Origin of the sequence: Streptomyces sp. NPDC006385 (assembly GCF_040612485.1) — a bacterium.
Lineage (GTDB): Bacteria > Actinomycetota > Actinomycetes > Streptomycetales > Streptomycetaceae > Streptomyces.
This window is the reverse complement of the sequence record NZ_JBEXQG010000033.1, coordinates 22093-45078: the sequence shown is the minus strand read 5'-3', so window position 1 is coordinate 45078 and position 22986 is coordinate 22093. Positions and strand designations below refer to the sequence as shown.

The window sequence follows — 22986 nt, the reverse complement described above, 5'->3', positions numbered from 1 at the left end:
ATCCCGGTCAGTGCTCCCCAGGACGATGCGTCAATGACAACAGATCCCCGACGCCCGGGAGCGTGAGAACGCCGCGCCCCTTGCTGGCCCCGGTCCGCGCGTTAAAGGTGTCACCCGCATACCAGGCGCCGTACTCCATGGCCTTGGGCCACCGCCGGTACGTCCTGACCGGATTCCAGACGGACATGAGGCCGGTCAGCCGTTCGTGCTCGGCGTACTGGAGCTGGACGGCGGCGGTGTATGCCTCCCATGTGCCCTTGGCTCTGCGTACATGCGGGATTAGCCGCCACGGGTGCGTCTCCAGAACACGCCGCATGCGCCTGACGCTGCCGAGCGATTTGTGGCTGAGGTAGAGAACAGCGGGATAGCCGATGACCCAGGCGATCAGAGCGGCGCCCCCGATCTTGTTGGCCGTCTCACCGGCGTCAGGATTCATGAGGGCACTGACCGCAACAAACGACGGCAGGCAGAGAACCCACCAGATCGTCCGGCGCCTCTTCAACTTGCGGTACGTCCTCTCCCAGGCGGCCCGAGTCTCTGGGTGGTCAAAGGCACGCTTATGCAAGGGCGCCTGAACTTTGAGCTGCTCCGCAGATGTCACCGCACTATGCTCGCCCGACGGAACGTGCCAGTCGTTGCTCTTCACGGAATCTCCAGGATCAGCCACGCAGTAGAATCGGCTTCCGCCAACTTCGTTTGTCGATACCGGCCTGCTTCGCCAGAGCAATACGCTCCGCACCAGCCTGCCCACGCCTCGAAGCCAGTTTATCCCAATCCGCAGGATTCAAGAACAGCATCGCGTTGCTACCCGGTACCACCATCACTCCTCCGAAGGCAAGATCCCCAGCGACCCACGCGCCGTTCTCTGTCCCCTCCGGCCAACGGCGGCGCCCGGCAGCGTTGATGGCCTTCATCAGCGGAGCGCCATGCTCGCCGCGCGTGGAGATCTTGACCTCAAAAACACTGCCGTACTCGGTCCAGAGCGAGCTCTTTTTGACCACGCGGGTGTGGAAAACGAGGGGGTAGTGGCGCAGCACCTTCCGGCATTGGACCAATCTGACGCCAGCCCAGAGACGGTAAGCCGTAAGGACAAATACGAACGCCGCTACCACGAGGGGTAGCGTCAGGAAGAATGACGCGGAAGCCCCCGCCCTGTTCAGGATAATCGGGACGACGACCAGGACTGCTATCACGGCTAGACGTGAAGCAATAAGTTTCGCCAAGGCGATGTAGTTGTCTCTCATCACCAGATCGACGTCTACCGCTGGCGGGCTGTCCGCTCCTGGATGGCTCTGTGACATCTCAACTCCGTCTCTGCGTACTGGCACTTGACTAACCGAAATCGTTTTCGATCGATTGGGCGGCGGATCCCGGCCTTTGTCCGCTGTCTGCCCCTTCCGTAAGCGACGGGTCGGTGAACGACACAGTGTGCGCGACTCCGAGCAGCACATCCCGATAGGAGTCAGCGAGCTCCACAGCAGATGTCACCAACTGCAGCACAGCGATGTCGCGTGTGCCGGCACCGGTCACTGCGACCGTCCCCTGCCATACGGTCCCCTCTGGAGGCGGGTCGCTCCCCTCAGGCGGAGCACCCTGTGCGGGCACTCGTCGTCTCTTCTCCGCGAGGAACCCCGCCCCGCACGGCAGCTCCAGCGGCCGCATGCCCTCGTCGGGCCGGTCACCAGCGGTTCCCGCAAAACTGGCGACCACGAGCTTGGCGTTGACCCCTGATGCCGAAAACGCCGAGACTGTGAGCACGGAGGACGCGAATCCGCCAGCCTCGTCCGGGTGCAGTCCAATTAGTGCAGTCCAATTAGTGCTGTTCACCACAACGTCGCCGACAGCCCGGGACCGATCGAATCGGTCCCCGGCGAATTCACGGCCAACTGGCCGCTCATCTCGGGTTCGGAATCGCGTCTAGGTGGCTCAAGCGGAGCGGCAACGCGTCCGACATCCGGCTCCATCCGTCACCCCAGAAGTGGACCGTGCACCAAGAACCATCGACGAAGCCGATCTCGTGGTCGCCGCCCACCACGTCGCCGCGATCCCGAATCCAGGTCACATTACGAATATCTGTGGCCCACCCCGCTTCAACCAGCCCGCGTTTGCCAGTGAAGGAGCGCACGCGAGACACGTACACGATTTGCAGGCGGCGGTCGGTCACCTGCATCACCACGGATGCCGGGTTTGCCGGGTTCTTCGTCCGCGGCACCAGGCCGCGGGCCAGATGGCCGGCCATGCTGTTCCAGCCGCCGTGAAACGGCTTGCCCGGCCTCTTCCTCTCACGCTCTGTAAACGCTTCGACCAGCCGCTCGACCGGGTTCCAGGTGGCAGTAAGGAGTCTCAAGAGCCAGCTCACCGGGAGCAGCAACCAGCCACCAAGCGCACGGCGCTCGGATCGCAGAACGCGCGGACGGCGGTAATAGCCGGGCGACGGTGCCCGTACGGCCAAGCTGACCCCGTGATCAGCACGCAGCGCTTCACCCTCTGGCGCCAACGCCCTCGCCCGCTCGACCGTCTCACGGACGAAGGCTGCCATGTCCAGTCTGCTCATCCGAAATCGTCCCTAATTGTCCTTGCCGCACTCGAAGGAGTCACGTCCGTACGCTCGTCGAAACTCTGTGGATCGGGACGCTGGTTGTACTCGTGACGCCAGTCGTGGCACCCATGTTCCTTGCTCCCCACTCAACAACGGCTGGTTCCGCCAGCCTTCATAGGGGCGAGCCGCACGCTCTCCGCGCGGCTCGCTTCGTGCGCCTACTCGATGGTCCACGGCACGTTCCGATAGCGGTCCTCTTCCGAAATCCAGGTCTCTTCGTCCTCCACCAGGTAGTGGGGACGGTCCGCCCTGGCTGTTCTCCTCAGACCGTCGGCCGTTGCAACCGCCCATGCCACCGGCCATGCCACCGGCCATCCCGCCTGCTACGGCGCCGCGCTGACTTCCGCCACGTTTGCCCTGCAAGCCCGCGCCGCCGACGACGCCCTTGCCCGTGACCGCCTTGGCTGCGCCGACCACGCCGCCACGAGACTTCGCGAGGGCTCCACGACCGCCTGAACCAGCACCGCCTCGCCCTACCGCACCAGCGTCTGCGCCGCCCACGCCGCCCATACCGGCTCGACCTCCGGCACCGCGGCCTGCCGCCCCGCCACCACCTGCCAGACCACCACGACCACCCGCAGCTCCAACGCCGTCCCGTGCGGCAGCACCGCGCCCAAGACCGGACGCTCCGCCAGCAGCCACAATGCCAGGACCCTGAGCTTCGCCAGCAGGGTAACGAGGCCGCCGCCTCCGCACCCCAACGCCGGTGTTCGTGCCAAGGCCGGCTCCTGTCAGGCCAGGAGTGATGCTGTCCACCTTCGCCTTAGCTGTCGGAAGCTGCGAGCCTCCCGTGATGTCCGGATCACGAGGCACTGTGGGGGCGGGCTTGACGCTGGTCGTCGGGCCAGCGCTCCACGGCTTATTACCCGAGGACGAACCGCTTGGGCGCGACGCACCAACACCGGGCGAGACGACCGGCAGCGGGTACGACATCTGTTGCCTACTCCCCCATGTGAGCCAACTTCTGACGGGAGCGGCCGCCCTCTTAGCTGGAGCAATGATCAGGCCATCAGCTCGGCCGCGTCGTGCTCGGCGAGGATACGGCAGCCGACGACACCCAAGAGTGCTGCCCCCGGCCCTTGCTGGACGGGGCGTCGGCGAGCTTGCCAACGGTCTCGTACGCTGCCCCTGCAGATACGTCCGACGTTCCAAGTCCGCTGAGAGCACTGCAAACCTCCGCGGCCCCGCAACCCCCTTTCATGGAAATGCTCAGCGTCACGGTCCCGCGCTGTGCTTTCTCAACAACGTGAACGCTGCTTCCCCCCTCATAGAAGGCCTGTGAGGGTTCTGCGAACGAGGAGCCCCCAACAGCCGCGATACACCTGCTGGATAGCATGTGCGAAGCGAGATCACTGCGCCATGCGAGAGACAGGGGGATGCCGGCGCCATGGGAGCGGGCTTCAAGGTAGACATAGCCGAGCTGGACACGTTGGTCAGGGAACTCCACCGGAGTCAGGACGAGATGCGCGCGGCGCTGAACGCACTGCGTGACACCGGCCCGAAGACCACGGGCAGCAAGGAACTCGACAACGCCTGCGACGAGTTCCACGACAGCTGGGACGACGCGATCACGAAAATCGCCGAGGGCACACAGGCCATCGAGGACGGCCTGAAGAAGACCCGCGACACCTACCGCGACGTCGAGACAGCACTTCGCGACGGCTTCGCCGGCAAGGGCGGCACCCAGTGAGCAGCGGCTCGTATCCTTCGCTCGGCTTCGACCCTGCACCGGGCAACCCCGGCAATGTGGACTCACTCGCCATCCGGACCCAGAGGGCAGCAGCCGCGCTCGACAACGCGCAGAACAGCATCAAGCGCCTCACGGGGAATGTCACTTGGGCTGGAGACGCTGCCTCGGCGTTTTCGAAGAAGGTCGGGGAACTGCCCCGCTATCTGAAGGACAGCCAGGAGGCGATGCGCACAGCGTCATCGGAGCTGTCCAAGTGGCGCGATGCACTGACCCACTACCAGAACACAGGCCGTACGTACGAGGCCCAGGCCAAGGCAGCCAAGGGTCAGGTCGGCTCCGCGGAAAAGGCCAAGGACGCCGCGACGACCCGCTACAACCAGGCCGCGTCCGACCCCGCGTTCCGCCTCAGCGGCCAGTACTTCACCGGCCCCGCTCTGCAGGACGCCCAGGCGAAGATCGACGCTGCGAGCGCCCGGCTCCAGCAGGCTGACGGCGAGCTGTCAGCAGCCTCAGCGCGGCTCGACCAGGCCGAGCGCGAACTCGAGGAGATCGTCAAGCAGGCCGAGCGGCTGCTCGAGGAGCACCAGACCGAGGCCCGCGCGGTCGCGAGTCACCTGCGCAAGGCGACCGAGAAGGCACCCGACCCTGGGTTTTGGGAGCGCCTGGGGGACCAGTTCCAGAAGCTCGGGCACGCCATCCAGGAGTGGTGCGCCCGGCACAAGGACCTGCTGAAGACGATCGGTGACTGGCTGAGTAACATCTCCGCTGTCCTCGGCATCCTGGCGCTGCTGACCCTTTGGTGCCCACCTCTGTCCGGGGCACTCGCGCTGGCGAGTGCGGGCCTTTCGGCGGGGGCGCTCCTGGCCCATGGTGCGGCCAAGATCGGTGGAGCCGACATCGGGCTGATGGACCTGGCGGGCGACGCCCTCGGCACCGTTCCAGGCTTGGGTTTCGCCAAGACGGCTATCACCGGCACAGCGAAGGTCGTGGTGCGCGCGGAGAAGGCGGGAGAGCTGGTGACATCGGTCGACGGCGCGGCAAGGGCCGCTCGGCTGGGCAAGCTCGTGGATGACGGAGTCGCCACGGCGGAGGACTTCGGCCGAGCGGGTAACCGAATCCTCAGCGAGGCTGAGGGCCAGGTCTTCAAAGCTGAAGGCGCCGCGAACAAGGTGAAGCTCGCCTGGGAGAATTCGGTGGCCAAGAACATGGGTGCCTCGATCGGTGAGACCGGACTGAACACCATTGTCGCCAACACTCCAGGGCTCAGAAACCTTGACTCCCTCCAAGCCGCGATACGTGCCGACGGCACCCTGGACCCGACGTCCTGGTGGTCGAAGGGGCCCCAGCTCGCGATGCAGGTGCCGGGCGCTGTTAGCGGCATTTACGACAGCGTGACGGGAGGATAGCCATGGCAGTCACGCCGCACTCCGATTCGGTCACCGACCCGGTCCTTCCGTTCCCTTCCAGGCTGGGACTTCTGCTGTGGTTCGTGCTGCAGTGGGTCCTCATTCCGGTGGAATTCGTTGCCAAACTCGTCTGGACGCTCATGGTCATCTTTGGAGACGGCCATGAGGACGACCTGATGCGGCTCCTCAACGCTCCCGCTCGGTTCATCTCACCTGGCAAGCTGGCGCTCCGCCTCTCTCGCAACCCAAGCAAGCACGAGGCTTCCTTGGACCGGGAGTTCGCCCGGCTCGGCGGGGAGATCAAGCGACAGCAGTTCGGTTGGCGCACGACGATCTACCACTTCGTCACCTTGGAGCCCATGCCTGACGGCGGACGCCTGAAGGGCGTCGCGCTGCACCCTCGTGAATTCCGGGGGACTCCCATCAGTGTTCTGACCCGCCTTGCACACAAGCACCACCTCGCCCTGGACGCGCCTACGGATCTGCGTCGCGGTGTGAGTCTGCGGCCAACCCACAGGAAGACTCTTTGATGTCCGCCCCTGGTAACGAACTGCACTTGGAGATACCCGGTGGGTTTCACTCACTGGGACTCGAGTTGGATGACGAGGAGCGCCAACAGCAACTCTGGTCCATCGCCGAGGACGTCTGGCCGCACGGCACTGACTTTCAGCGCGAGGTCACGTTTCACACCTACCGTGAAATGGCCGAGCTTGTCCTCGCTGAGAAGTCCTTCTATGCGGGCTTCTGCCTCGATGAGACGCCCGACGGCCGTATGACCACGGCATCGTTGCTTGCCCGCCTCGACCCGCTGGACGAGCCTGACGCGGAGCTCTCGGCGCGCGGCCTCTTCGAGACGCTGTCCCTGAACCCCAACAACACGGTCGAGCAGGTCCGCGTTCCGGTGGGGCCCGGCGTCCTCGTGCTGTGCGGGTTGGAATGGCAGCCTGACCCACAGGATGGCACGGCACCGTCCCTGCCCCTCGCCCGGGCCGACGTCTACCTTCCCCTGCCTCGGATGGGACAGCTGCTTGTCCTGAGCCTTACTACCCCGTCCTTGCCCGACCTCCCCTTCTACGTATCGCTGTTGTCCAAGTCCGCCCACGACCTGACGGTCTCCAGCGGAAGCAAGTCCCGCTCCGGGCCTGACAGCATGGATGAGACGAGGGGTACCGGGGCCGAGCAGGTCAGGGCCGACTTCGGGTAACAGTCGGCCCCGGCAGCCGATCTAGTGCTCTGACCGCATCCGTTCGCCGGGTTGGTGATCGGTACCGGATATCGAGTTCTGTCCGATGTCGGGCTGTGGCACGATGCCGCGATGATCACCTCAGCCATACCGCCCGTCGTCCCCGCAGGCCACATGGCCAAGCAGGAACAACCCGTGCTCGCCCTCCCCAGCGGTCTGGAACTGCGCCCCTGGCGCGCCAGCGACGCCGACACCTTGGTAACTGCTGGCCAGGATCCGGCAATTCGCCAGTGGAACCTACTGGTCGTGACGTCGCCTGCGGAAGCAGGCAAGCGTATCGAGCGCATGCACGAGCGCTGGCAGAACGAGCAGAGCGCGATATGGGCCATCGCCCACCCCGACGGCGGCCAAGCCGTGGGCTTGATCGGCTTGGGTGACATCGATCTCGCTGGTGGCAGCGCCGAAATCCTCTACTGGGTCCTGCCCGCAGGACGCGGCCGCGGCGTCATGGTCGAGGCCACGAAACGCCTCACACAGTGGGCGTTTGACGACCTAGGACTGCACCGGCTCCAACTGTGCCACTCGATGGCCAACCCGGCATCGTGCCGAGTAGCGACCAAGGCTGGCTTCTCCGTCGAAGGCACGATGCGCAGCGCCCTGCTGCATGAAGACGGGTGGCACGACCAGCATTTGCTCGCCCTGGTCCAGGGCGACATCTGACTATTCCGGGTAGTCAAGCCACGGCCTGAAGCGAGCGTCCGCCCCAGCGGATTCCCTTCTCGCTTCGGATGCGGGCGCGTTCCTTGCGTTGGGCGGCGAGTATGTCGGGGTGGCGGGCGTTGACGTTGCGCCAGCGCAGGTAGGCGTGCAGGGCCCGGGTCTGCGCAGGGTGGCTGCGGTGGTGGGAGTTGGCCAGGGTGGACTGCCGCAGCGGGCCAAAGTGGGCCTCGATCGGGTTGGTCCATGAGGCGTAGGTCGGGGTGAAGCACAGCTCGACCTTGTTCTTCTTCGCCCAGCGGCGAATGTCCGCGCCGGTGTGTGCGGAGAGGTTGTCCAGAATGATGTAGATCGGGGCGCCATCCGGGCGGGCGGCGCGGATCGACTTCAGCGCGGCCAAGGTGTTGGCGGTGCCTTTGCGGCGGCGGTTGACGCCCCACAGGCGGTCGTCACCGACGGAGTAGCAATCACGGAAGTAGGTCACACCGTGGGTGCGGTGGTAGGTGGCCGGCAGGCGGTTGGGCTTGCACTGTTCGGCCCAGCAGGAACCGCCGGTCGGCCGGATGCCCAAGGGCCCAAACTCGTCGAAGGCGAAGACCCGGTCCGGGAAGTACTCCAGCACGTGCTCAATGCGGTCGAGCTTGGCGTCGCGTTCAGGATCGGGCGACTCTTTCCAGGTCTTCTGCGCTGGAAGGTGATCCCGCGGCGCCGGAGCAGGCACCGTAACGCTTCCCGGCCGATCCGGATCATGCGTCCGTGTACTTTCCGCAGGTAGGCGGCGAGTTTGCGGATCGACCAGCGTGTGAAGGGCTGGCCGAGCTTGGCCGGGCGTGTGGTGGCCGTCTGGATCATGAAGCCCTCGTCGTCATTGCTCAGCAGACGGGGACGGCCTCCCGCCCACACAGGGTCCAGGGAGGCCAGGCCGATCTTGTTGAACCGGTGGATCACCTCCCGCACCGTGTCCTCGTCGGCCTGGACCATCTGGGTGATCACCGGGACGCGGTTCCCGCCGGCCGAGGCCAGCAGCATCAGCTCGCGCCGGTAGCGCACCGAGCTGGTACTGCCCCGGCGCACGATCTGCTGCAGCTTCTGTCCTTCCTGGTCGGTGAGTCGGCGTACACGAACAGGCTCGGCCACTCGCATCTCCAGCGATCGAAACGAACGTGACCACCCATCCAACCGCCCCAGCCACCAACCCGGCGAACCTTCCCGGTCACAGCACTAGCAACGTCTGCGGAGTAGGCGATGTATGCGGACGTAACCTCCTCCGATTCCGTCAGGACACCGAAGCCGTCGGTGATCGCTTCTTCCCCTGTCTTCTCCTCGAACTTTTTGAGGTAGTCCCGCAGATCGTATGCTTGCAACTCAAACTTGCGGGCCAAGCTCCTTCCCGCTCCGGGTTCGTAATACGAGGTTCCGTCGTCAGCCATTTACTGTGTGCGCGACGTAATCTCATCAACAGCGGATGAGGAATTCAGATCCGGCAGTTCGGGTGTCACAGCTACGCCGAAAGGAGCTATCCCTACTGCCCTTGGTGAGGGGGCTGTTGGGCGTAGAGGTTGGGCTGCTGCTGCGGGGACTGTCCCGGAGGCATGGGGTAGCCCTGGTTGGGAGCCGTGTTGAGGTACTGCTGGTAGCCCGTCGGGGGCTGAGGCGGGTAGCCCGTGCCGGCAGGAGAGGTTCCGCCGCCGGAGCCGGGGCCGCCGTTACCGCTGTTGCGGCGGCTGCGGATTACCGCGACTGCGATGCCGAGGACGACCACGGCGGCAGCGATGCCAGCGATTAGGAGGATGCTGCCCGAGGAGGACTTCTTCTTTTTCTTGGCCAGGCTCGTGCTGTCGTCGTCGGAGGCTGCGCCGGAATTCGTGGAGGTGGAGGTGGACGGCGAGGACTGGGCGAGGGGGCCCTGCTTGGGGCCCTTGGGGATGTCCCTCGTCAGTGACGCGTACGGGCGGATGACGCCATAGCCGTACTCCTCGTCAGGTGCCTTCTTGACGCCGTCCGGGAGATACGCTGATTTGATCAAGCGGTTGATGACCTGGCCTGCGGTGAGATCGGGGTACTTGGCGCGGATGAGTGCTGTGGTCGCGGAGACGTAGGCAGTTGCGTCTGAGGTGCCATCGGCTTCTGCGTAGCCGTTGGATTGGCTCGTGTCTGCTCTGACGATCTTCGTCCCTGGGGCAACCAGCGTTAGGCCTTCACCGTAGTTGGACCCGTCCCAGATCCTCAGGGACTCGTCAACTGCACCGACGGCAACCACCCCCGGTAGCCTCGCCGGGTAGGACACCTCGCGATACCCGTCATTTCCAGTGCCCGCGACCACAACAACATCATGCTGTTGTGCATACGCGATTGCTTTAGCTCCCTCAGAGCCGGGATAAGCTTGAGAGGCAGTGAATGACAGGTTGATGACATCTGCACCCTGATCCACTGCGTGGCGAACCCCGGATGGCCAGTTGTCCTCTACCTCGGAGTTTCCGGCCTTAATCGGCAAAATCTTAGCCTTTGGCGCCAAGCCCATCACGCCCGCAGAATTATTTACTCCATGTCCATGGCCAGCAATAATACTTGCCATGCCTGTGCCATGCCCATCAGTGTCATTGTGGGCATCACCGCCTCCAGTAAAATCCTTTCCCTTCAGTACCTGCCCGGTCAGATCGGCATGGCTACCGTCGACCCCACTATCACAACGGCAACTGTCACGCCGTCACCCCGTGACTCTGCCCATACCTTCTCAAAGTCGATGGCGTTTACTACCCACTGCTTGTCACGGATATAATCCGCTGAGGCAGCGGGCGCCGAGGTGAGGAGCAAGGCTCCTGTCAAGGCCACGACTCCCGTCGTAGACCAGAATCGCTTGACACCCAATTCCTCGCTCCTCACTCAACTAAGACTGGTCTCGCCTGCCCTCATAGCGGTCCGGAAAATCCCTCCGATCCGCTTCGCTGCCTATTCGATGGTCCGCGGCACGTTCCGGTTGCGGTCGTCCTCCGAGACCCAGGTCTCTTCGTCCTCGACCAGGTAGTCAGGACGGTCTCCCCGGCTGTTCTCGTCCTCGGCCCGTCGGCCGTTGCGGCCCCCCATGCCGCCAGCCCCGCCCGCCACGGCGCCGCGCTGTGTTCCCCCGCGGCTGCCGTGCAGGCCCCCACCGGCGCCCTTGCCAGTGACCCCCTTGGCCGCACCGACCACGCCGCCACGGGACTTCGCGAGGGCTCCACGACCGCCAGCACCAGCACCCCCCGACCGACCGCACCTGCTCCGGCGCCACCCATGCCGCCCATGCCAGCTCGGCCTCCGGCACCACGTCCTGCTGCCGCACCGCCACCGGCCAGACCACCACGACCGCCTGCGGCTCCGATCCCGCCCCGTGCGGCAGCGCCGCCCCGAGACCTTGCATTCCGCCACCCACGACGCCTGAACTCTGAGCTCCGCCGGTGCCGAGACCGCCGCCACCGCCGCTGACGCCGACAGAACCCGTGTTGGGGCCGGTCCCTGTCAGGCCTGGGGAGATACTGTCCACCTTTGTCTTGGCGGTGGGGAGCTGGGAACTCCCAGTGATGCCAACATCGCGGGGCACTGCAGGAGCCGGCTTGATGCTGCTAGTGGAACCTGCGCTCCAAGGCTTATTGCCCGCGCTAGCTGCACCCGGACCTCCCGCCGAAGCGCTCGGCATTGCGATTGGAGGAGGCATCGTCACGTCGGCGCTCGGCGGCGTGACGCCTCGCTCATCGTCATAGCCCCCGCCACTCTTAAGGTTCTTCCCATAGACCCTGTAGTTGGCCGCCAACTGCTCCATCAGCGCCATGGCCTGCAGGCGACGCTCCATCCCCAGCGACAAGTTCTTCTCGTTGGCCTCGGCAACGTTGCCAGCGCTCACGCCGGCAGCCAGATCCTTGTGGGCCTGGGAGTCATCGCGATTGGCATTGTCATTCATTTTGTCGCCCGCGCTCTCCAGCTTGGACGGTTCGTGAATGTCTGCCATCTTTGCCTTGGCGGCGTCGAGGTCCGTGCTGATTGCAAAGAGTTGCTCCGCCGTGAAGTTGGCGTGTGCAGCCCCGCTTCGACCGGACCGGGGTCGCCGGTGAAGGAACGCACGCGGGAGACGCACACAATCTGCAGGCAGCGGTCGGTCACCTGCGTCACTACGGTTGCCGGGTTTGCCGGGTTCTTCGTCCTCGGCACCAGGCCGCGGGCCAGATGACCGGCCATGCTGTTCCAGCCGCCGCAGAACGGCTTGCCCGGCCTCTTCTTCTCACGCTCCGTGAACGCTTCGACCAACCACTCGACCGGGTTCCAGGAGGTGGCCGTAAACAGTCTCAAGAGCCAGTACACCGGGATCAACAACCAGCCACCAAGCGCACGGCGCTCGGATCGCAGTACACGCGGCCGGCGAAAATTGCCGGGCGACGGTGCCCGTACGGCCAAACTGACCCCGTGATCAGCACGCAGCACCTCACCTGTCGGCACCAACGCCTTGGCCCGCTCGACCGTATTACGGACGAAGTCCGCCTGCTTCGTTCTACTCATCCGAAGTCGTCTCTAACTGACCTTGCCGCGCTCGAAGGAGTCACGTCCGTACGCTCATCGAGACGCTGCGGATCAGGGCTCGTCGAGTACTGATCACACCAGACCCAGGCTACTGACCATGCTGGGGAGGCTGCTGAGTGTATGGATTGGGGTACTGCGGCGGCTGCCCGGGAGGAGTGGGGTGTCCCTGCTGCGGAGGCGCGGGATATTGGGGTTGGGCAGGCGGGTAGACGGGCTGCTGAGTGGGATACCCGGGGTGGGCATGAGGTGCCGGGCCAGAGTAGACCGGACCGGCGCTGGAATTGCGACGGCTGCGAGTCACGGCGAATACCACGACGGCGGCGATCACGGCAGCAATAAAGATGATGCCGACGATTAGGACGATTGCGCCCATTTTAAGGAAAGTCCCTTCTCGTTCTCGGAACTGACTCGCCGCAAGCTGATATCGGGTATTGCAACGGCGGCCAGACTGTCGAAGCAGCGGAGCTCCCCGTGCGCACTGATTGAATCTTGTGACGTCGGAAACACGGTCAGGGACTGGTCGCTATGACGAGGAGCAGGCAACATGCCGGTGAAATGCCGCTCGGTCTGCGAGGCCATTTCACCGGCAGCGGCGAAGTCGTCGTATCCCTATCGGCCCTGGTACGGGGGCTGCTGACTGTAGGGACCGGGGTGCTGTGGGGTTTGCCCCGGAGGGGCGTACGGCTGCCCGGCGGACGGGTACGGGGGGTGCTGGGAGCCTCCACTGCCTGGGCCGGGGCCGCCGTTGCCTCCGTTGCGGCGGCTGCGTAGGACCGCGAAGGCGATGGCTCCGATGACCACGACGGCTACGACACCGCCAGCAAGAATGAGGAGGTTACCGGAAGAGGACTTCTTCTTCTTGGCCTGGGTCGACTTGTCCGTCCCCTTGGCCGCCTCACTGGAAGTCGAGGTGGACGACGAGAGCTGACCAAGAGGGTTCTTCTTGGGGCCGGCGGGGATGTCCATCGTTAGCGCCGAGTAGGGGCGCACAATTCCGTAGCCATATTCTTCATCGGGCGCCTTCAATCCCTTGTGGTGGGCGAAGGTGGCTGTCTTGATCAGGCGGTTGATTACTTGGCCTGCGGTGAGGTCGGGGTACTTGGATCGGACGAGGGCGGCGGCGGCGGAGACAAAGGCTGTGGCCTCCGAGGTACCACTGGACACTCCGTACCCGTTGGACATCGTCTTGTTTGCGCCAACGATTTCCACGCCAGGCGCCGTGAGTGTCAGCCCCTTGCCAGTGTTCGAATCAGCCCAAAGGTTGGCATTCTCGTCCACCGCACCAACAGATACAACCCCGGGCAGTGCCGCTGGTTCACTTACAGCCACAGACCCTTCATTCCCTGAAGCTGCGACAACGACAACATCGTGCGCTTGAGCATACGCAATTGCTTCACGACCAGCGCTTGTAGTCTTGCTGCCGCCATCGCTACCGAATGAGAGATTGATGACCTTAGCCCCTTGGTCCACTGCATATCGAACGGCAGCGCCCCAAGTCTCATCCAGGTTCCTGTCATCCCGCGTCTGAAGAGTTCGCAGAGGCAGGATTTTGGCTTTCGGCGCCAGGCCTGTCACACCGGACGCATTTCCCGCGCCATGCCCATGCCCGGCAATAAGGCTCGCCATCTTGGTTCCGTGACCGACGATGTCCTTTTGGGCGTCACCGCCGCCGGTGAAGTCCTTCCCCTCGAGCACCTGGCCACTTAGATCAGGGTGACTGGCATCTACTCCGGAGTCGACCACCGCAACAGTCACTCCCTGCCCTTCGGATTCGGCCCAGACATCCTTCGCTGCGAATGCAGTCAACGCCCATTGACGATCTCTGATGTAGTCAGCCGATGCGGTTGGTGCTGTAGTGAGGAGCAAAGCTCCCGTCAGCGCCACGACTCCCGTCGTAGACCAGACTCGCTTGAAACTCATTTCCTTGCTCCTCACTCAACTACGACTGGGGTCGCCAGTCCTCACACGGGAGAGCCGCACGCGTCTAGAGCGTGCGGCTCGCCTTGTGTGCCTACTCGATGGTCCGCGGAACGTTCCGGTTGCGGTCTTCTTCCGAGATCCAGGTCTCTTCGTCCTCGACCAGGTAGTCGGGACGATCGCTCCGATTTTCCTCTTCGGACCGTCGGCCATTGCGGCCACCCAGGCCGCCGGCCATTCCGCCTCCCATAGCCCCACGTTGCGTGCCGCCGCGGCTGCCGTGCAACCCTGCACCGCCACCTGCGCCCTTGCCGGTGATCCCCTTAGCTGCGCCGACCACCCCCCCACGGGACCTTGCCAGTGCTCCTCGGCCGCCGGCTCCGGCAGCGCCTCGGCCGCCGGCTCCGGCTGCTCCGGCGCCTCCCATGCCTCCCATACCTGCACGGCCTCCGGCACCTCGACCTGCTGCCGCGCCGCCTCCGGTCATACCACCACGACCGCCTGCAACACCGATGCCGCCGCGTCCGGCCGTGCCACGACCGGCGCCGGCGCCTCCACCGGCGGGCACGATACCGGGGCCCTGGGGCCCGCCCGTCCCGCCGCCCCCACCGGGGCCTGGGCCGCCCGGACCAGTGTTGAGGCCCGGGCCGGTACCGGACAGCCCCGGAGCGATGCTGTCCACTTTCGTCTTGGTGGTTGGGAGCTGTGTGCCGCCCGTGATGCCTTGGTCACGTGGCACGTTCGGCGCCGGCTTGACGCTGGTGGTCGCGCCGGCGCTCCACGGCTTGGGAGTGCCCCCCGAGGCGCCTGGTCGAGAAGCGCCGACGCCACCAGGGGTGACTGGCGGCGGATAGTCCACGTCACGGTTCGGTTCCCCGACGTGCCCGTCTCCAGGGTCCCTTAGGCGATTCCTCTGCAGGTTCCCCGAGATACGCATGTACTGAGCGCCCAGGTTCTCCATGACTGCAACGCCATTGAGCTGGGCTTCGCGGCTCGCACCGATCTTTCCCTCGTTGATTTCCGCTACTTCCTTAGCGGTCAGCTTGCGGTCCTGGAGATCGCTGGCTACTGCTTCGCCGTTGTCCCATTTCCAGTCGCTGAGTGCATCGCCAAGCTTCGCCCAACCGCTGGGCTCTTCGATCTCGTCCAGTTGTGCCTTGAACCGGCGCAACTGCGAGGCAGCATCGGCCATCTGCGAGCTGTTGAGGTCCGCGTGCCAAGCCGCATTTCGAATGCTGCGCGCAATCTTGCGCGCCTCCCTCTCGAAGGCTTGGGCCGCTTCCCCTTCCCAGTGTTCCAGGACATTGTCGACCGACTTATCAAGCAGGCCGGCAATACCCCCTCCCTCGCCACCAGAAAGAATTTCGTTGACCTTTCCCCAGTTTCGGCCCGTTTCCTCGATCAAGCCTGGGTTGGTCCCGTCAAGCATCTGCTTGAGCTCTTTGAGCGAGTAGTTAATGAATTGAGTTTTGGTCTGAGGCCGCCCCGGGTCCGCAACGCAGACGTCATTTTCGATCACGGGCTTGGGCTGGTCCTTTTCTCCGGCCACTTGAACTCCCTCCTTAACAGGTGATTCTCGATCGGACTACTTTGCGAACTCGCCGCTCGAGCCCCCTGTGCCACCACCCATTTGGTTCTTGTTCGCGTACTCCTGCTCGGTGTACTTGTCTTTCACCTTGGAGGTGCTCTTGCCGAACCTGTCGATCAGGTCGTGCAGCCCCTTGATCGCAGTCTCAAGGTCGTTCTTCGCGTCCTTGTGCGCGCTGAAGAGGTCACCCGCCTCCAGGAACATACAATTGTTCCCGAACGCGCCCATCGTAATCTCCGTGTTGTACCGAGACGTCTGCCCGGCCTTATCCATATCGTCCAGCAACGTCCAGAGCTTCCGGATGACCTCATCCAGCGCGCTCAGATCAACCCGCATCCCGTTGCTCATACCCCGTTGTCCTCTCCCCTGTTGTCCAAGTCGTCAGCACCCGTCGGTGCCCAAGTCATCGCCCAGTCCTGTAATACCCAGAGGGCCGTCCCGCTCGCCCAGTGGCTCCGGACTGGCCAACCCGCCGACTACGCCAGTCCCGCACAGCCACCCCACTCCCCGCAACCACAAGCGCCAACGCAAGCCCCGTGCCCAGCACATAAATGGCCACCCGGCGCTCCCGCTCCGCCTCGCTCTCCCCCATGGTCACGGCCATCGGCACGACGTCACCCGAGCCCGGCGCAACCGCCGGATCCGGCTTCGGGGAAGTGCCCGGCGTGGAGTCGTCCGACAGTGCGGCGACCGGGTCGACGACACCCCACCCGATGAACTGGTTGGGTTTCCGTCCCGGCCGCTGCGCCGTTTCCTCGATGCGCGTGGCGATCTGAGCCGCGTTCCACTCCGGGTACTTGTCCTTCAGCAACGCCGCGACGCCCGCGACGTACGGCGCCGCGAAGCTCGTGCCGTCCGCCGTGCACTGGCCGCTCTCCGGGACCGTGGAGACCATGCCGACGCCCGGTGCCGCGACGTCCACGAAGTCGCCGGACTGGGAGAAGAAGGCGCGTTCGTCGTTACGGTCGGAGGCCGCCACCGCCAGGACGCCGTCGTACGAGGCGGGGTACGTCTTCCCGGTGTTGCCGTCGGCGCCGTCGTTTCCGGCGGCGGCGATGATCAGGGCGCCCTGCCTCACGGCTTCGGCCACGGTCCTCCGCAGTGGGCCGTTGTCCTTCTTGTTCGCGGTGTCCGACGAGATGTTGATGACGTCCGCGCCCTTGGCGACCGCGTCCCGGATCGCGGCGGACATCGTGCCGGAGTCGCCCTGCTTCTCCTCGCCGCCCGTGTAGCGGTAGGAGAGGATCTTGGCCTTCGGTGCGATGCCCACGAAGCCCGTGCCCGGGAGCGGGCGGGCCGCGATGATGCCGGCGACCCGCGTGCCGTGGCCCTCGATGTCCTCTGTGGCGGGACCGTCGACATAGGTCTTCCCGCCGGCCACGGCGGCGGTCAGTTGGGGATTGCTGCTGTCGACACCCGTGTCGATCACCGCGACCGTGACGCCCTCACCCGTCGCCTGTTCCCACAGCTGGTCCAAGAGGATCCGCTGGAGCGACCAGGGCGTGGACTTGATGACGTCACCGCCGAAGTCGCACTCCGTGCTGTTCGACAGGCCGAAGTCCGTATGGCCGGAGCCGCCGCCCGAAGCAAGGGCGCCCGAGTCCGCGAGGCGGGTGGGTACCGCCGCATCCGCCGATACCGCCGAGGCCGCTGACGCGGGCGGCGCCGACACGAGGCAGATCCCGGTCACCGCGAGCACGCCAAAGGCCCGCTGCAGTGCGCGGGTTCCACCGTTGCGGCTACGCGAGCGGGCTGTACGGCCCGCCACGTTCAGGCCTCTCATGTTCAGGCCCCCCAGGGCTTCCTTGCCGTCGTGCTTCCTACGAAGCTGGGTCATGTATGTGTCACCGGTGTGGCGACGCGTGTGAATGTTTGCGGGATTTGCTGTGTGCGCCCCCGCAGGAGCCTCGTACGGTTCCGCAGAACCTGTGGACGACCCCGAAGCAGAGGTCGGCCCAGCGGACGTCATCGCGTCGGCTGGGCCGATTCTCTTCATCTCATGCCCCTCGGGTCGCCGACGGGCTCAGCCCCAGGTCTGGGCGTTGCTCTTCTCCGTGGCCTGGTAGTTCTCGGCGGCGTTCTGCAGTGCCGTGGAGATCTTCAGGAGGGTGGCGTGCAGGTCGGCGGCGGTCTGGTCCCACTCGCGCTGCTTGCGCTGGTAACCCTCCTGTGCCTCACCTTCCCAGGAGTTGGCGACGCGCTTGACCGCGGCCTCGAGGTCGTCCAGCTGCTGCTTGATGCGACCGGCGGTCGACTTCACGTCCGTGGACGCGTTGGTGATCGTTGCGTAATTGACGAGGATCGACATCGTCATTCCCTTTCAGGAAGAAATCGAAGGAAGTCGGTGGAACCAGGAAGAACTGGAAGGACCGGAAGGGCCCGAAGGACTGAAAGGCTTCGGGTGGAGCCAAGCGCTTCAGGACCGGACGGTCCGATCAGCCGAAGTCGGACATGATCTTGCTGATCTCGGCGTTCTGCTGCTCTTCGGACGCGGAGTAGTTGCTCCGCGTGGAGTCCACGGCTTCCTTGATGTCGTTGAGGATGTCACTCATCCTCTTCGCGTCCGCGTTCCAGCGGTCCTGGAGCTGGCGGTACGACTGCGCCGCCTGGCCCTTCCAGCCGCCGGCGATCTGGTCGATCACTCCGTTGAGGCGGCGGATCTCGCCCTGAAGCTGGCCGTTGACGGTGCTGATGTCGCCGGAGAGCTTGGCGAGTTCGTCCTCTGTTACCCGGAACTGGCCGGCCATGATGAACCTTCCCCCATGTCGTCGTTGATCCGGGAAACCTGTGCCGGTGCCCGGAGAAGCTTCGCGCGCCTCTAGCGCTGCAAACACTCTATCGTCAGCCTGTCACTCAACCACAGGCCGGGCCAATCAGTTACACGGCTCACACACTTGGGCGATCATCCTGTGACCCGTGCACCGTCCTGCTCCCAAGTGTGGCTACCCACCGGTCCGTTGACGCACTCGGACCCGGTCACCGGTGGGCAGCTCCAGGCGCGGTCAGCGCCTGGCTCGGGCCTGTGTCACTGGCTCTGCGGCTGGGCCGCGCTGCCGGTGTCCAGCGTGGGGCCCTTCGGGATGAACGTCGCCCACGTCTGCGGCACGATCGAGGGGTTGGCGATGTCCTCGTAACCCAGCCGGGTCCGCGCCTTGTCCGTCTCGCTGGCCTCGCCCTGCGACGACCCGCCCTGCGACGAGGACGAGCCGCCGGCGCCCTGCTGCGCCTCACTGTCGTTGCTCTTCGGCAGCGAGTACCGCAGACCGGTGTCCGTCAGCAGGTACTGCGCACCGCCACCCGCGGCCGCGCCGGTGACCTCCTGGAACAGCAGGCCCGAGCCGGACGAGACGTAGGCGCTCAGCGAGTCGGTGATGACCTTCTTGGGGTAGTTCGTCCCGGCCCAGGCGGCGAGCTGCGGCTTCTTGTCCGCACCGAAGGCGCCCTTGTAGACGCTGCACGAGGTGGTGCGGGCCGTGCCGGTCGACGTGTCCGTGGAGTTGGCCTGCCGGGGGACGGTCACGGGCCAGCCGGTGTCCGCGTAGAACTGGTCCGCCGAACCGCCGTTGGCGGCCGCGATCTTCGGGGTGTCGGCCTTGATGGGGTTGACCCCGCCGCGGGCGACCAGCAGGTTGGCGACGAAGGGCGAGATGACGGCGACCTTGTCCTTGAGCACGACGTAGAACTGGTCGTTCTGGGCGTCCCGCGCCCTGAGCACCTGCCCCACCGTGCTCACCCCGGGCAGCCCCTGGACGGAGGTCGGTTCACCGGCGTCCGGGACGGTGGGGAAGGTGATGTCGGTGCCCTCGTTGAGGGTGTTCAGCCACTCCTGGCTCACCGGCAGCGGACGGGCCGTGGCGCTGCTGCCGATGACGGCGGTGCGCAGCTGCTCCATGGAGGTGCCGTCGAGGCCGGCCTTGCCACCCAGCAGGAAGCGGTTCCCCTTGCCGTCCACCAGGTATTCCCGCCCGGTCTCGGTGTCCTTGACGTACAGGGCCTCGAGGTTGCTGACCTTCCCCGAGTTCTCGAGCGACTTGGCGTCGGCGGCGTCGAAGACGAAGACGGCGCGGTCGATGGCGCCCTCCTTGCCCGGGGCCGGGCGCTCGCACACCGCCCACGTCTTGGGCTCCTCCGCGTCCTGTTTGGAGGGCAGCCGGTCGGGGGCGTAGGGGATGCCGATCGTCGCGCCGTGCCGGATGCCGCTCTTGTCGATCTCCTTGCCGGGGACCTCGAGGACGCCGCCCTTGCCCTTGTCGAGCAGCAGCTTGGCGGAGGCGTAGTTGAGGACCGGGTGGAGCACCTTCTCCACCTTGCCGTCCTTGGGGTCGGGGTCGAGGACCACGTACCGCGTCGTGGAGTCGCTGTCGACGATGATGTGCTCACCCGGGGTGTCCCAGCCCTTGGGCGCCGTGGGCTTGATCACGCCCCACGCGATGAAGCCGATCACCAGCACCACGCCGACGGCGAGGCTGGGCATCACCGTGCGGATGGGACGCGGCGCACCTTCCTCCGAGCCGCCCGGCGACGGTGCCAGGAACGCCGCGACGGTGCGCTTGCGAGCGAAGGTGTAGGCGGCGAGCTCATCCCGACGCTGCTTTGCCATGGTCCCCGTTTCTCCCGTTTGTGATGCTCGATCGTGTTGCGGTACTCGGCGGTGTTCGGCAATGTTCGGCGGTACTCGATCGCGTTTGTCACGACTCGATCGATCGTGCTCGAAAGGCCCGATTCCCAGGCCCGCTTCGGCCGCGCAGGCACCTACTATGCCCTGCACCGCGCGACGATGATTCATCAGGTGTGCGGCCGACCCCGCATCTTCACAGAGCTTCACGACAGCGCTCCACCATGGGGGTCCGGTCCGTGAAAGGCTGACCACCTGGGGTTTCGGTGTCCCCTGTGTCGCCTCGCGTTCCGCAGCGGGTACCGTGAGCCACTCGCATTGACGATGTGGGCCCGGTGAACGGCCACAACTTCGCGAAAGGGATGTCCCGGGGGATGACCAGCGCTACGAGCACTCGGCGCGGACGCCGCGCACCGCAGCAACAGGGAGGTCCGGGCGGCAGACGTACGTCGGTCGCCCCGGCCGCCCCCGCCGCCGCGTCGCCGCGCACGCTGCCCCGTCCCGGCGGTCTGGGCCCGGTGCGGCTGCAGCAACTCATCCTGGTGGAACTCGCGGCGGCGGTCATGCTGGCCGCCTGGGCCGCCGACACGTCCTGGCTGCTGGCCCCCGCGGGTGCGGTGGCGGCGCTGCTGCTGCTCCTCGCGGTGCTGCGCCGGGGCCGGCGTCCGCTGCCCGAGTGGTACGAGACGACACGCGCCCTCAGGCAGCGCCGACGTGACGCCAAGACGCCCGTACCGCCGGGGACGGACGCGATGCTGGCCCCCGTCGTGGAGTGCGACCCCGCCCTGCGGACGTACAGCTTCGTGTCGCGTGACGACCGGTCGATCGGGATGATCGGCGACGGGACCTTCCTGACCGCCGTGCTCTTCGTGCAGCCGAGCGACGAGCCGCTGCGTCCCGCGGCCGCCGGGCGGCAGTTGCCGCTGCGGCTGATCCAGGACGCCCTGGAGGTCGACGGGATCCGGCTCGCCTCCGTGCAGGTCGTGCAGCACACGCAGCCCGCGCCCGCGCCGCATCTGCCGCAGCAGTCGCTGGCCGCGCGGTCGTACGGCCCCCTTCAGGCGCAGGCCGGTTCTCCCGCGCTCCGGCTCACCTGGGTCGCCCTCAAGCTCGACCCGGAGCTGTGCCCGGAGGCGGTGCAGGCCCGTGGGGACGGCGTTCCCGGCGCGCAGCGGGCGCTGTTGCGCGTGGCCGACCAGCTGGCGAGCCGGCTGGCCGGGGCCGGCTTCAAGGCGACGATCCTGGACGAGACCGAGCTGGTGCAGGCGCTGGCGACGTCGAGCTGCCTGAACCCGCGCGCCAACGCGCAGCACTCCCAGGAGGGGCGGGCCTCTCAGCGCCGTACGGTCGAGGCCGTGCGGACCTGGCGGGTGGACGACCGGTGGCACACCACGTACTGGGTGTCCCGCTGGCCGCAGTTGGGGAGCGGCGGAGTGGCGCTGCCCGAGCTGGTGACGCGGTTCACCTCGCTGCCGGTGCTCGCCACGACGTTCAGCATGACCCTGAGCAGGGCCGGCAACCGGGGTGTCGCCCTCACCGGGCACATCCGGGTCACGGCCCGCGGCGACAGTGAACTCGGCCAGGTGGGACGCGAGTTGGAGCGGGCCGCGAGTGCCGCGAAGGTCGGGCTCGTCCGTCTCGACCGGGAGCAGGTCCCCGGAGCCCTCGCCACTCTGCCGCTCGGAGGTACGTACTGATGTCCCACCCCGCCCCGACCATGCCCCCGGGACAGAACCAGGGACAGCAGGGCCGCGCTCCCGGACGTACGCCCGCGCACGTGGCGTCCCCGACCGACACCGGCATGATCCCGATCATCCGGCAGCCGGAGCCGCAGCAGCAGCAACGGCGCATCTTCAGCCCGGGGTTCGGGCTGCGCGGGCCGCGCCGGAACCGGCATGTCGTGACCGCCGACGAGCTCGCGGCGATCAGCATGCCGCTCGGCGACGACGGCGTGATCATCGGCACCGACCCGGAGTCGCAGCCGGCCGTGCTCGGACTGGCGCGCCCGACGCCGTTCGACGTCGTGCTCGTGGGTGGTCTGTGGCTCGCCCAGATGCTGGCGTTGCGCGCCGCCGCGACAGGGGCGCGCGTCGGTGTCGAGACCGGCCGTCCGCAGGCCTGGCAGCAGTTGGCCCAGGCGGCCGGCGGTGGCCAGCAGTGCGTGACGGTCTACCCGGTGGGACGGGTGCCCGCGCAGGGGCCGTCGGTGTCGAGTCCGGTCGTGCTGTTCCGGGACTGCGGCATCCGTCCGCCGCGCGGGCGGGTGACGTCCGTGCCGTGGCAGTCCGTGGTGACGGTGCTGCCGTTCGTCAGCGAGCACGCGCCGCGCTGGCTGGCCCAGGCCCATCTCGTCGGGATCCAGCGCATCTCGCCGTACGAGACGGAGGTCGTGCGGGACACCCTGGGCGTCCCGGAGGAGCATCTTCAGCACCTGCCGACCCTTCACGACGGCGTCGCACTGTGGTGCACTCGCAAGCACCACAAGTTCGTCATGACCGAACCCACGGATGCGGAGACGGGTCTTCTCGGCGTGGCCCGCCGTATGGACTGACGCGTCGTCGTCTCCCGCAGCGGGGCTCGGACAAGTCGCCCCCATGGGGCGTTTTCGTCCGCGCCCATGGGGGCTTTTCCGTCCCGCCATGCGAGTGATTAGGCTTCTGGTGGTGCGGTGACGATCGCAGTCGCGTGGGACTCGCCACTCGGTCCGCCCGGCCGCGACGACG

Annotated in this window: 21 protein-coding genes and 1 pseudogene; 7 read left to right on the top strand and 15 right to left on the bottom strand. The window is 66.1% G+C overall.

The window, feature by feature from the left end; genetic code table 11:
- Nucleotides 1-7: 7 nt before the first annotated feature.
- From ABZ078_RS24200 to ABZ078_RS24185, 4 genes are all read right to left on the bottom strand, one after another.
- The gene (locus ABZ078_RS24200) at nt 8-646 is read right to left on the bottom strand and encodes a hypothetical protein (protein ID WP_356578305.1); all 639 of its coding nucleotides are present in this window, start codon (nt 644-646) and stop codon (nt 8-10) included.
- A gap of 13 nt (nt 647-659) precedes the next feature.
- Nucleotides 660-1301, bottom strand: a complete 642-nt coding sequence (locus ABZ078_RS24195; RefSeq protein ID WP_356578303.1) for a hypothetical protein — start codon at nt 1299-1301, stop codon at nt 660-662.
- A 593-nt stretch (nt 1302-1894) separates the two neighbouring features.
- The gene (locus tag ABZ078_RS24190) at nt 1895-2554 is read right to left on the bottom strand and encodes a hypothetical protein (protein ID WP_356578301.1); all 660 of its coding nucleotides are present in this window, start codon (nt 2552-2554) and stop codon (nt 1895-1897) included.
- 518 nt (nt 2555-3072) lie between these two features.
- The gene (locus tag ABZ078_RS24185; protein WP_356578300.1) at nt 3073-3318 is read right to left on the bottom strand and encodes a hypothetical protein; all 246 of its coding nucleotides are present in this window, start codon (nt 3316-3318) and stop codon (nt 3073-3075) included.
- A gap of 668 nt (nt 3319-3986) precedes the next feature.
- Between ABZ078_RS24185 and ABZ078_RS24180 the strand changes: the two genes are divergently transcribed.
- From ABZ078_RS24180 to ABZ078_RS24160, 5 genes are all read left to right on the top strand, one after another.
- Nucleotides 3987-4289 (top strand): hypothetical protein, encoded by a 303-nt coding sequence (locus ABZ078_RS24180; RefSeq protein ID WP_356578299.1) that lies wholly within the window; start codon nt 3987-3989, stop codon nt 4287-4289.
- Nucleotides 4286-5695: a putative T7SS-secreted protein gene (locus ABZ078_RS24175; RefSeq protein ID WP_356578297.1), complete on the top strand. Its 1410-nt coding sequence runs from the start codon at nt 4286-4288 to the stop codon at nt 5693-5695. The genes ABZ078_RS24180 and ABZ078_RS24175 overlap by 4 nt, the downstream gene beginning before the upstream one ends.
- Nucleotides 5696-5697: 2 nt before the next feature.
- The gene (locus tag ABZ078_RS24170) at nt 5698-6225 is read left to right on the top strand and encodes a hypothetical protein (protein WP_356578295.1); all 528 of its coding nucleotides are present in this window, start codon (nt 5698-5700) and stop codon (nt 6223-6225) included.
- A 65-nt stretch (nt 6226-6290) separates the two neighbouring features.
- Nucleotides 6291-6899 carry a hypothetical protein gene (locus tag ABZ078_RS24165; RefSeq protein WP_356578293.1) on the top strand — a complete coding sequence of 203 codons (609 nt, stop codon included), beginning with the start codon at nt 6291-6293 and terminating at the stop codon, nt 6897-6899.
- Between the two features lie 111 nt (nt 6900-7010).
- Nucleotides 7011-7598: a GNAT family N-acetyltransferase gene (locus ABZ078_RS24160; RefSeq protein ID WP_356578292.1), complete on the top strand. Its 588-nt coding sequence runs from the start codon at nt 7011-7013 to the stop codon at nt 7596-7598.
- A gap of 13 nt (nt 7599-7611) precedes the next feature.
- On the opposite strand, the pseudogene ABZ078_RS24155 reads toward ABZ078_RS24160, so the two are convergent.
- From ABZ078_RS24155 to eccB, 11 genes and pseudogenes are all read right to left on the bottom strand, one after another.
- Nucleotides 7612-8732: pseudogene (locus ABZ078_RS24155) on the bottom strand (IS630 family transposase).
- A gap of 385 nt (nt 8733-9117) precedes the next feature.
- Nucleotides 9118-10236, bottom strand: a complete 1119-nt coding sequence (locus ABZ078_RS24150) for a S8 family serine peptidase (protein WP_356578374.1) — start codon at nt 10234-10236, stop codon at nt 9118-9120.
- A gap of 308 nt (nt 10237-10544) precedes the next feature.
- Nucleotides 10545-10784 carry a hypothetical protein gene (locus tag ABZ078_RS24145; protein WP_356578290.1) on the bottom strand — a complete coding sequence of 80 codons (240 nt, stop codon included), beginning with the start codon at nt 10782-10784 and terminating at the stop codon, nt 10545-10547.
- A 741-nt stretch (nt 10785-11525) separates the two neighbouring features.
- Nucleotides 11526-12122 carry a hypothetical protein gene (locus ABZ078_RS24140; protein WP_356578288.1) on the bottom strand — a complete coding sequence of 199 codons (597 nt, stop codon included), beginning with the start codon at nt 12120-12122 and terminating at the stop codon, nt 11526-11528.
- A gap of 630 nt (nt 12123-12752) precedes the next feature.
- On the bottom strand, nt 12753-14063 hold the full coding sequence (gene mycP, locus ABZ078_RS24135; RefSeq protein WP_356578286.1) for a type VII secretion-associated serine protease mycosin: 1311 nt from the start codon (nt 14061-14063) through the stop codon (nt 12753-12755).
- 91 nt (nt 14064-14154) lie between these two features.
- Nucleotides 14155-15609 (bottom strand): hypothetical protein, encoded by a 1455-nt coding sequence (locus ABZ078_RS24130; protein ID WP_356578284.1) that lies wholly within the window; start codon nt 15607-15609, stop codon nt 14155-14157.
- A gap of 36 nt (nt 15610-15645) precedes the next feature.
- Nucleotides 15646-15996, bottom strand: coding sequence for a hypothetical protein (locus ABZ078_RS24125; RefSeq protein WP_356578283.1), 351 nt, complete (start codon nt 15994-15996; stop codon nt 15646-15648).
- A 55-nt stretch (nt 15997-16051) separates the two neighbouring features.
- Complete coding sequence (gene mycP, locus ABZ078_RS24120; RefSeq protein ID WP_356578281.1) at nt 16052-17485, bottom strand: type VII secretion-associated serine protease mycosin; 1434 nt, start codon at nt 17483-17485, stop codon at nt 16052-16054.
- A gap of 186 nt (nt 17486-17671) precedes the next feature.
- Nucleotides 17672-17962 carry a WXG100 family type VII secretion target gene (locus tag ABZ078_RS24115; RefSeq protein ID WP_356578280.1) on the bottom strand — a complete coding sequence of 97 codons (291 nt, stop codon included), beginning with the start codon at nt 17960-17962 and terminating at the stop codon, nt 17672-17674.
- Between the two features lie 121 nt (nt 17963-18083).
- Nucleotides 18084-18395: a WXG100 family type VII secretion target gene (locus ABZ078_RS24110; protein WP_356578278.1), complete on the bottom strand. Its 312-nt coding sequence runs from the start codon at nt 18393-18395 to the stop codon at nt 18084-18086.
- 278 nt (nt 18396-18673) lie between these two features.
- Nucleotides 18674-20248, bottom strand: a complete 1575-nt coding sequence (gene eccB, locus ABZ078_RS24105; protein ID WP_356578276.1) for a type VII secretion protein EccB — start codon at nt 20246-20248, stop codon at nt 18674-18676.
- A gap of 389 nt (nt 20249-20637) precedes the next feature.
- Here eccB and eccE point away from each other — a divergent pair, with 389 nt between their 5' ends.
- Complete coding sequence (gene eccE, locus ABZ078_RS24100; RefSeq protein ID WP_356578274.1) at nt 20638-21960, top strand: type VII secretion protein EccE; 1323 nt, start codon at nt 20638-20640, stop codon at nt 21958-21960.
- Nucleotides 21960-22814, top strand: a complete 855-nt coding sequence (locus ABZ078_RS24095) for a hypothetical protein (protein ID WP_356578272.1) — start codon at nt 21960-21962, stop codon at nt 22812-22814. Before eccE ends, ABZ078_RS24095 begins: the two co-directional genes overlap by 1 nt.
- The last annotated feature ends 172 nt before the right edge of the window (nt 22815-22986 follow it).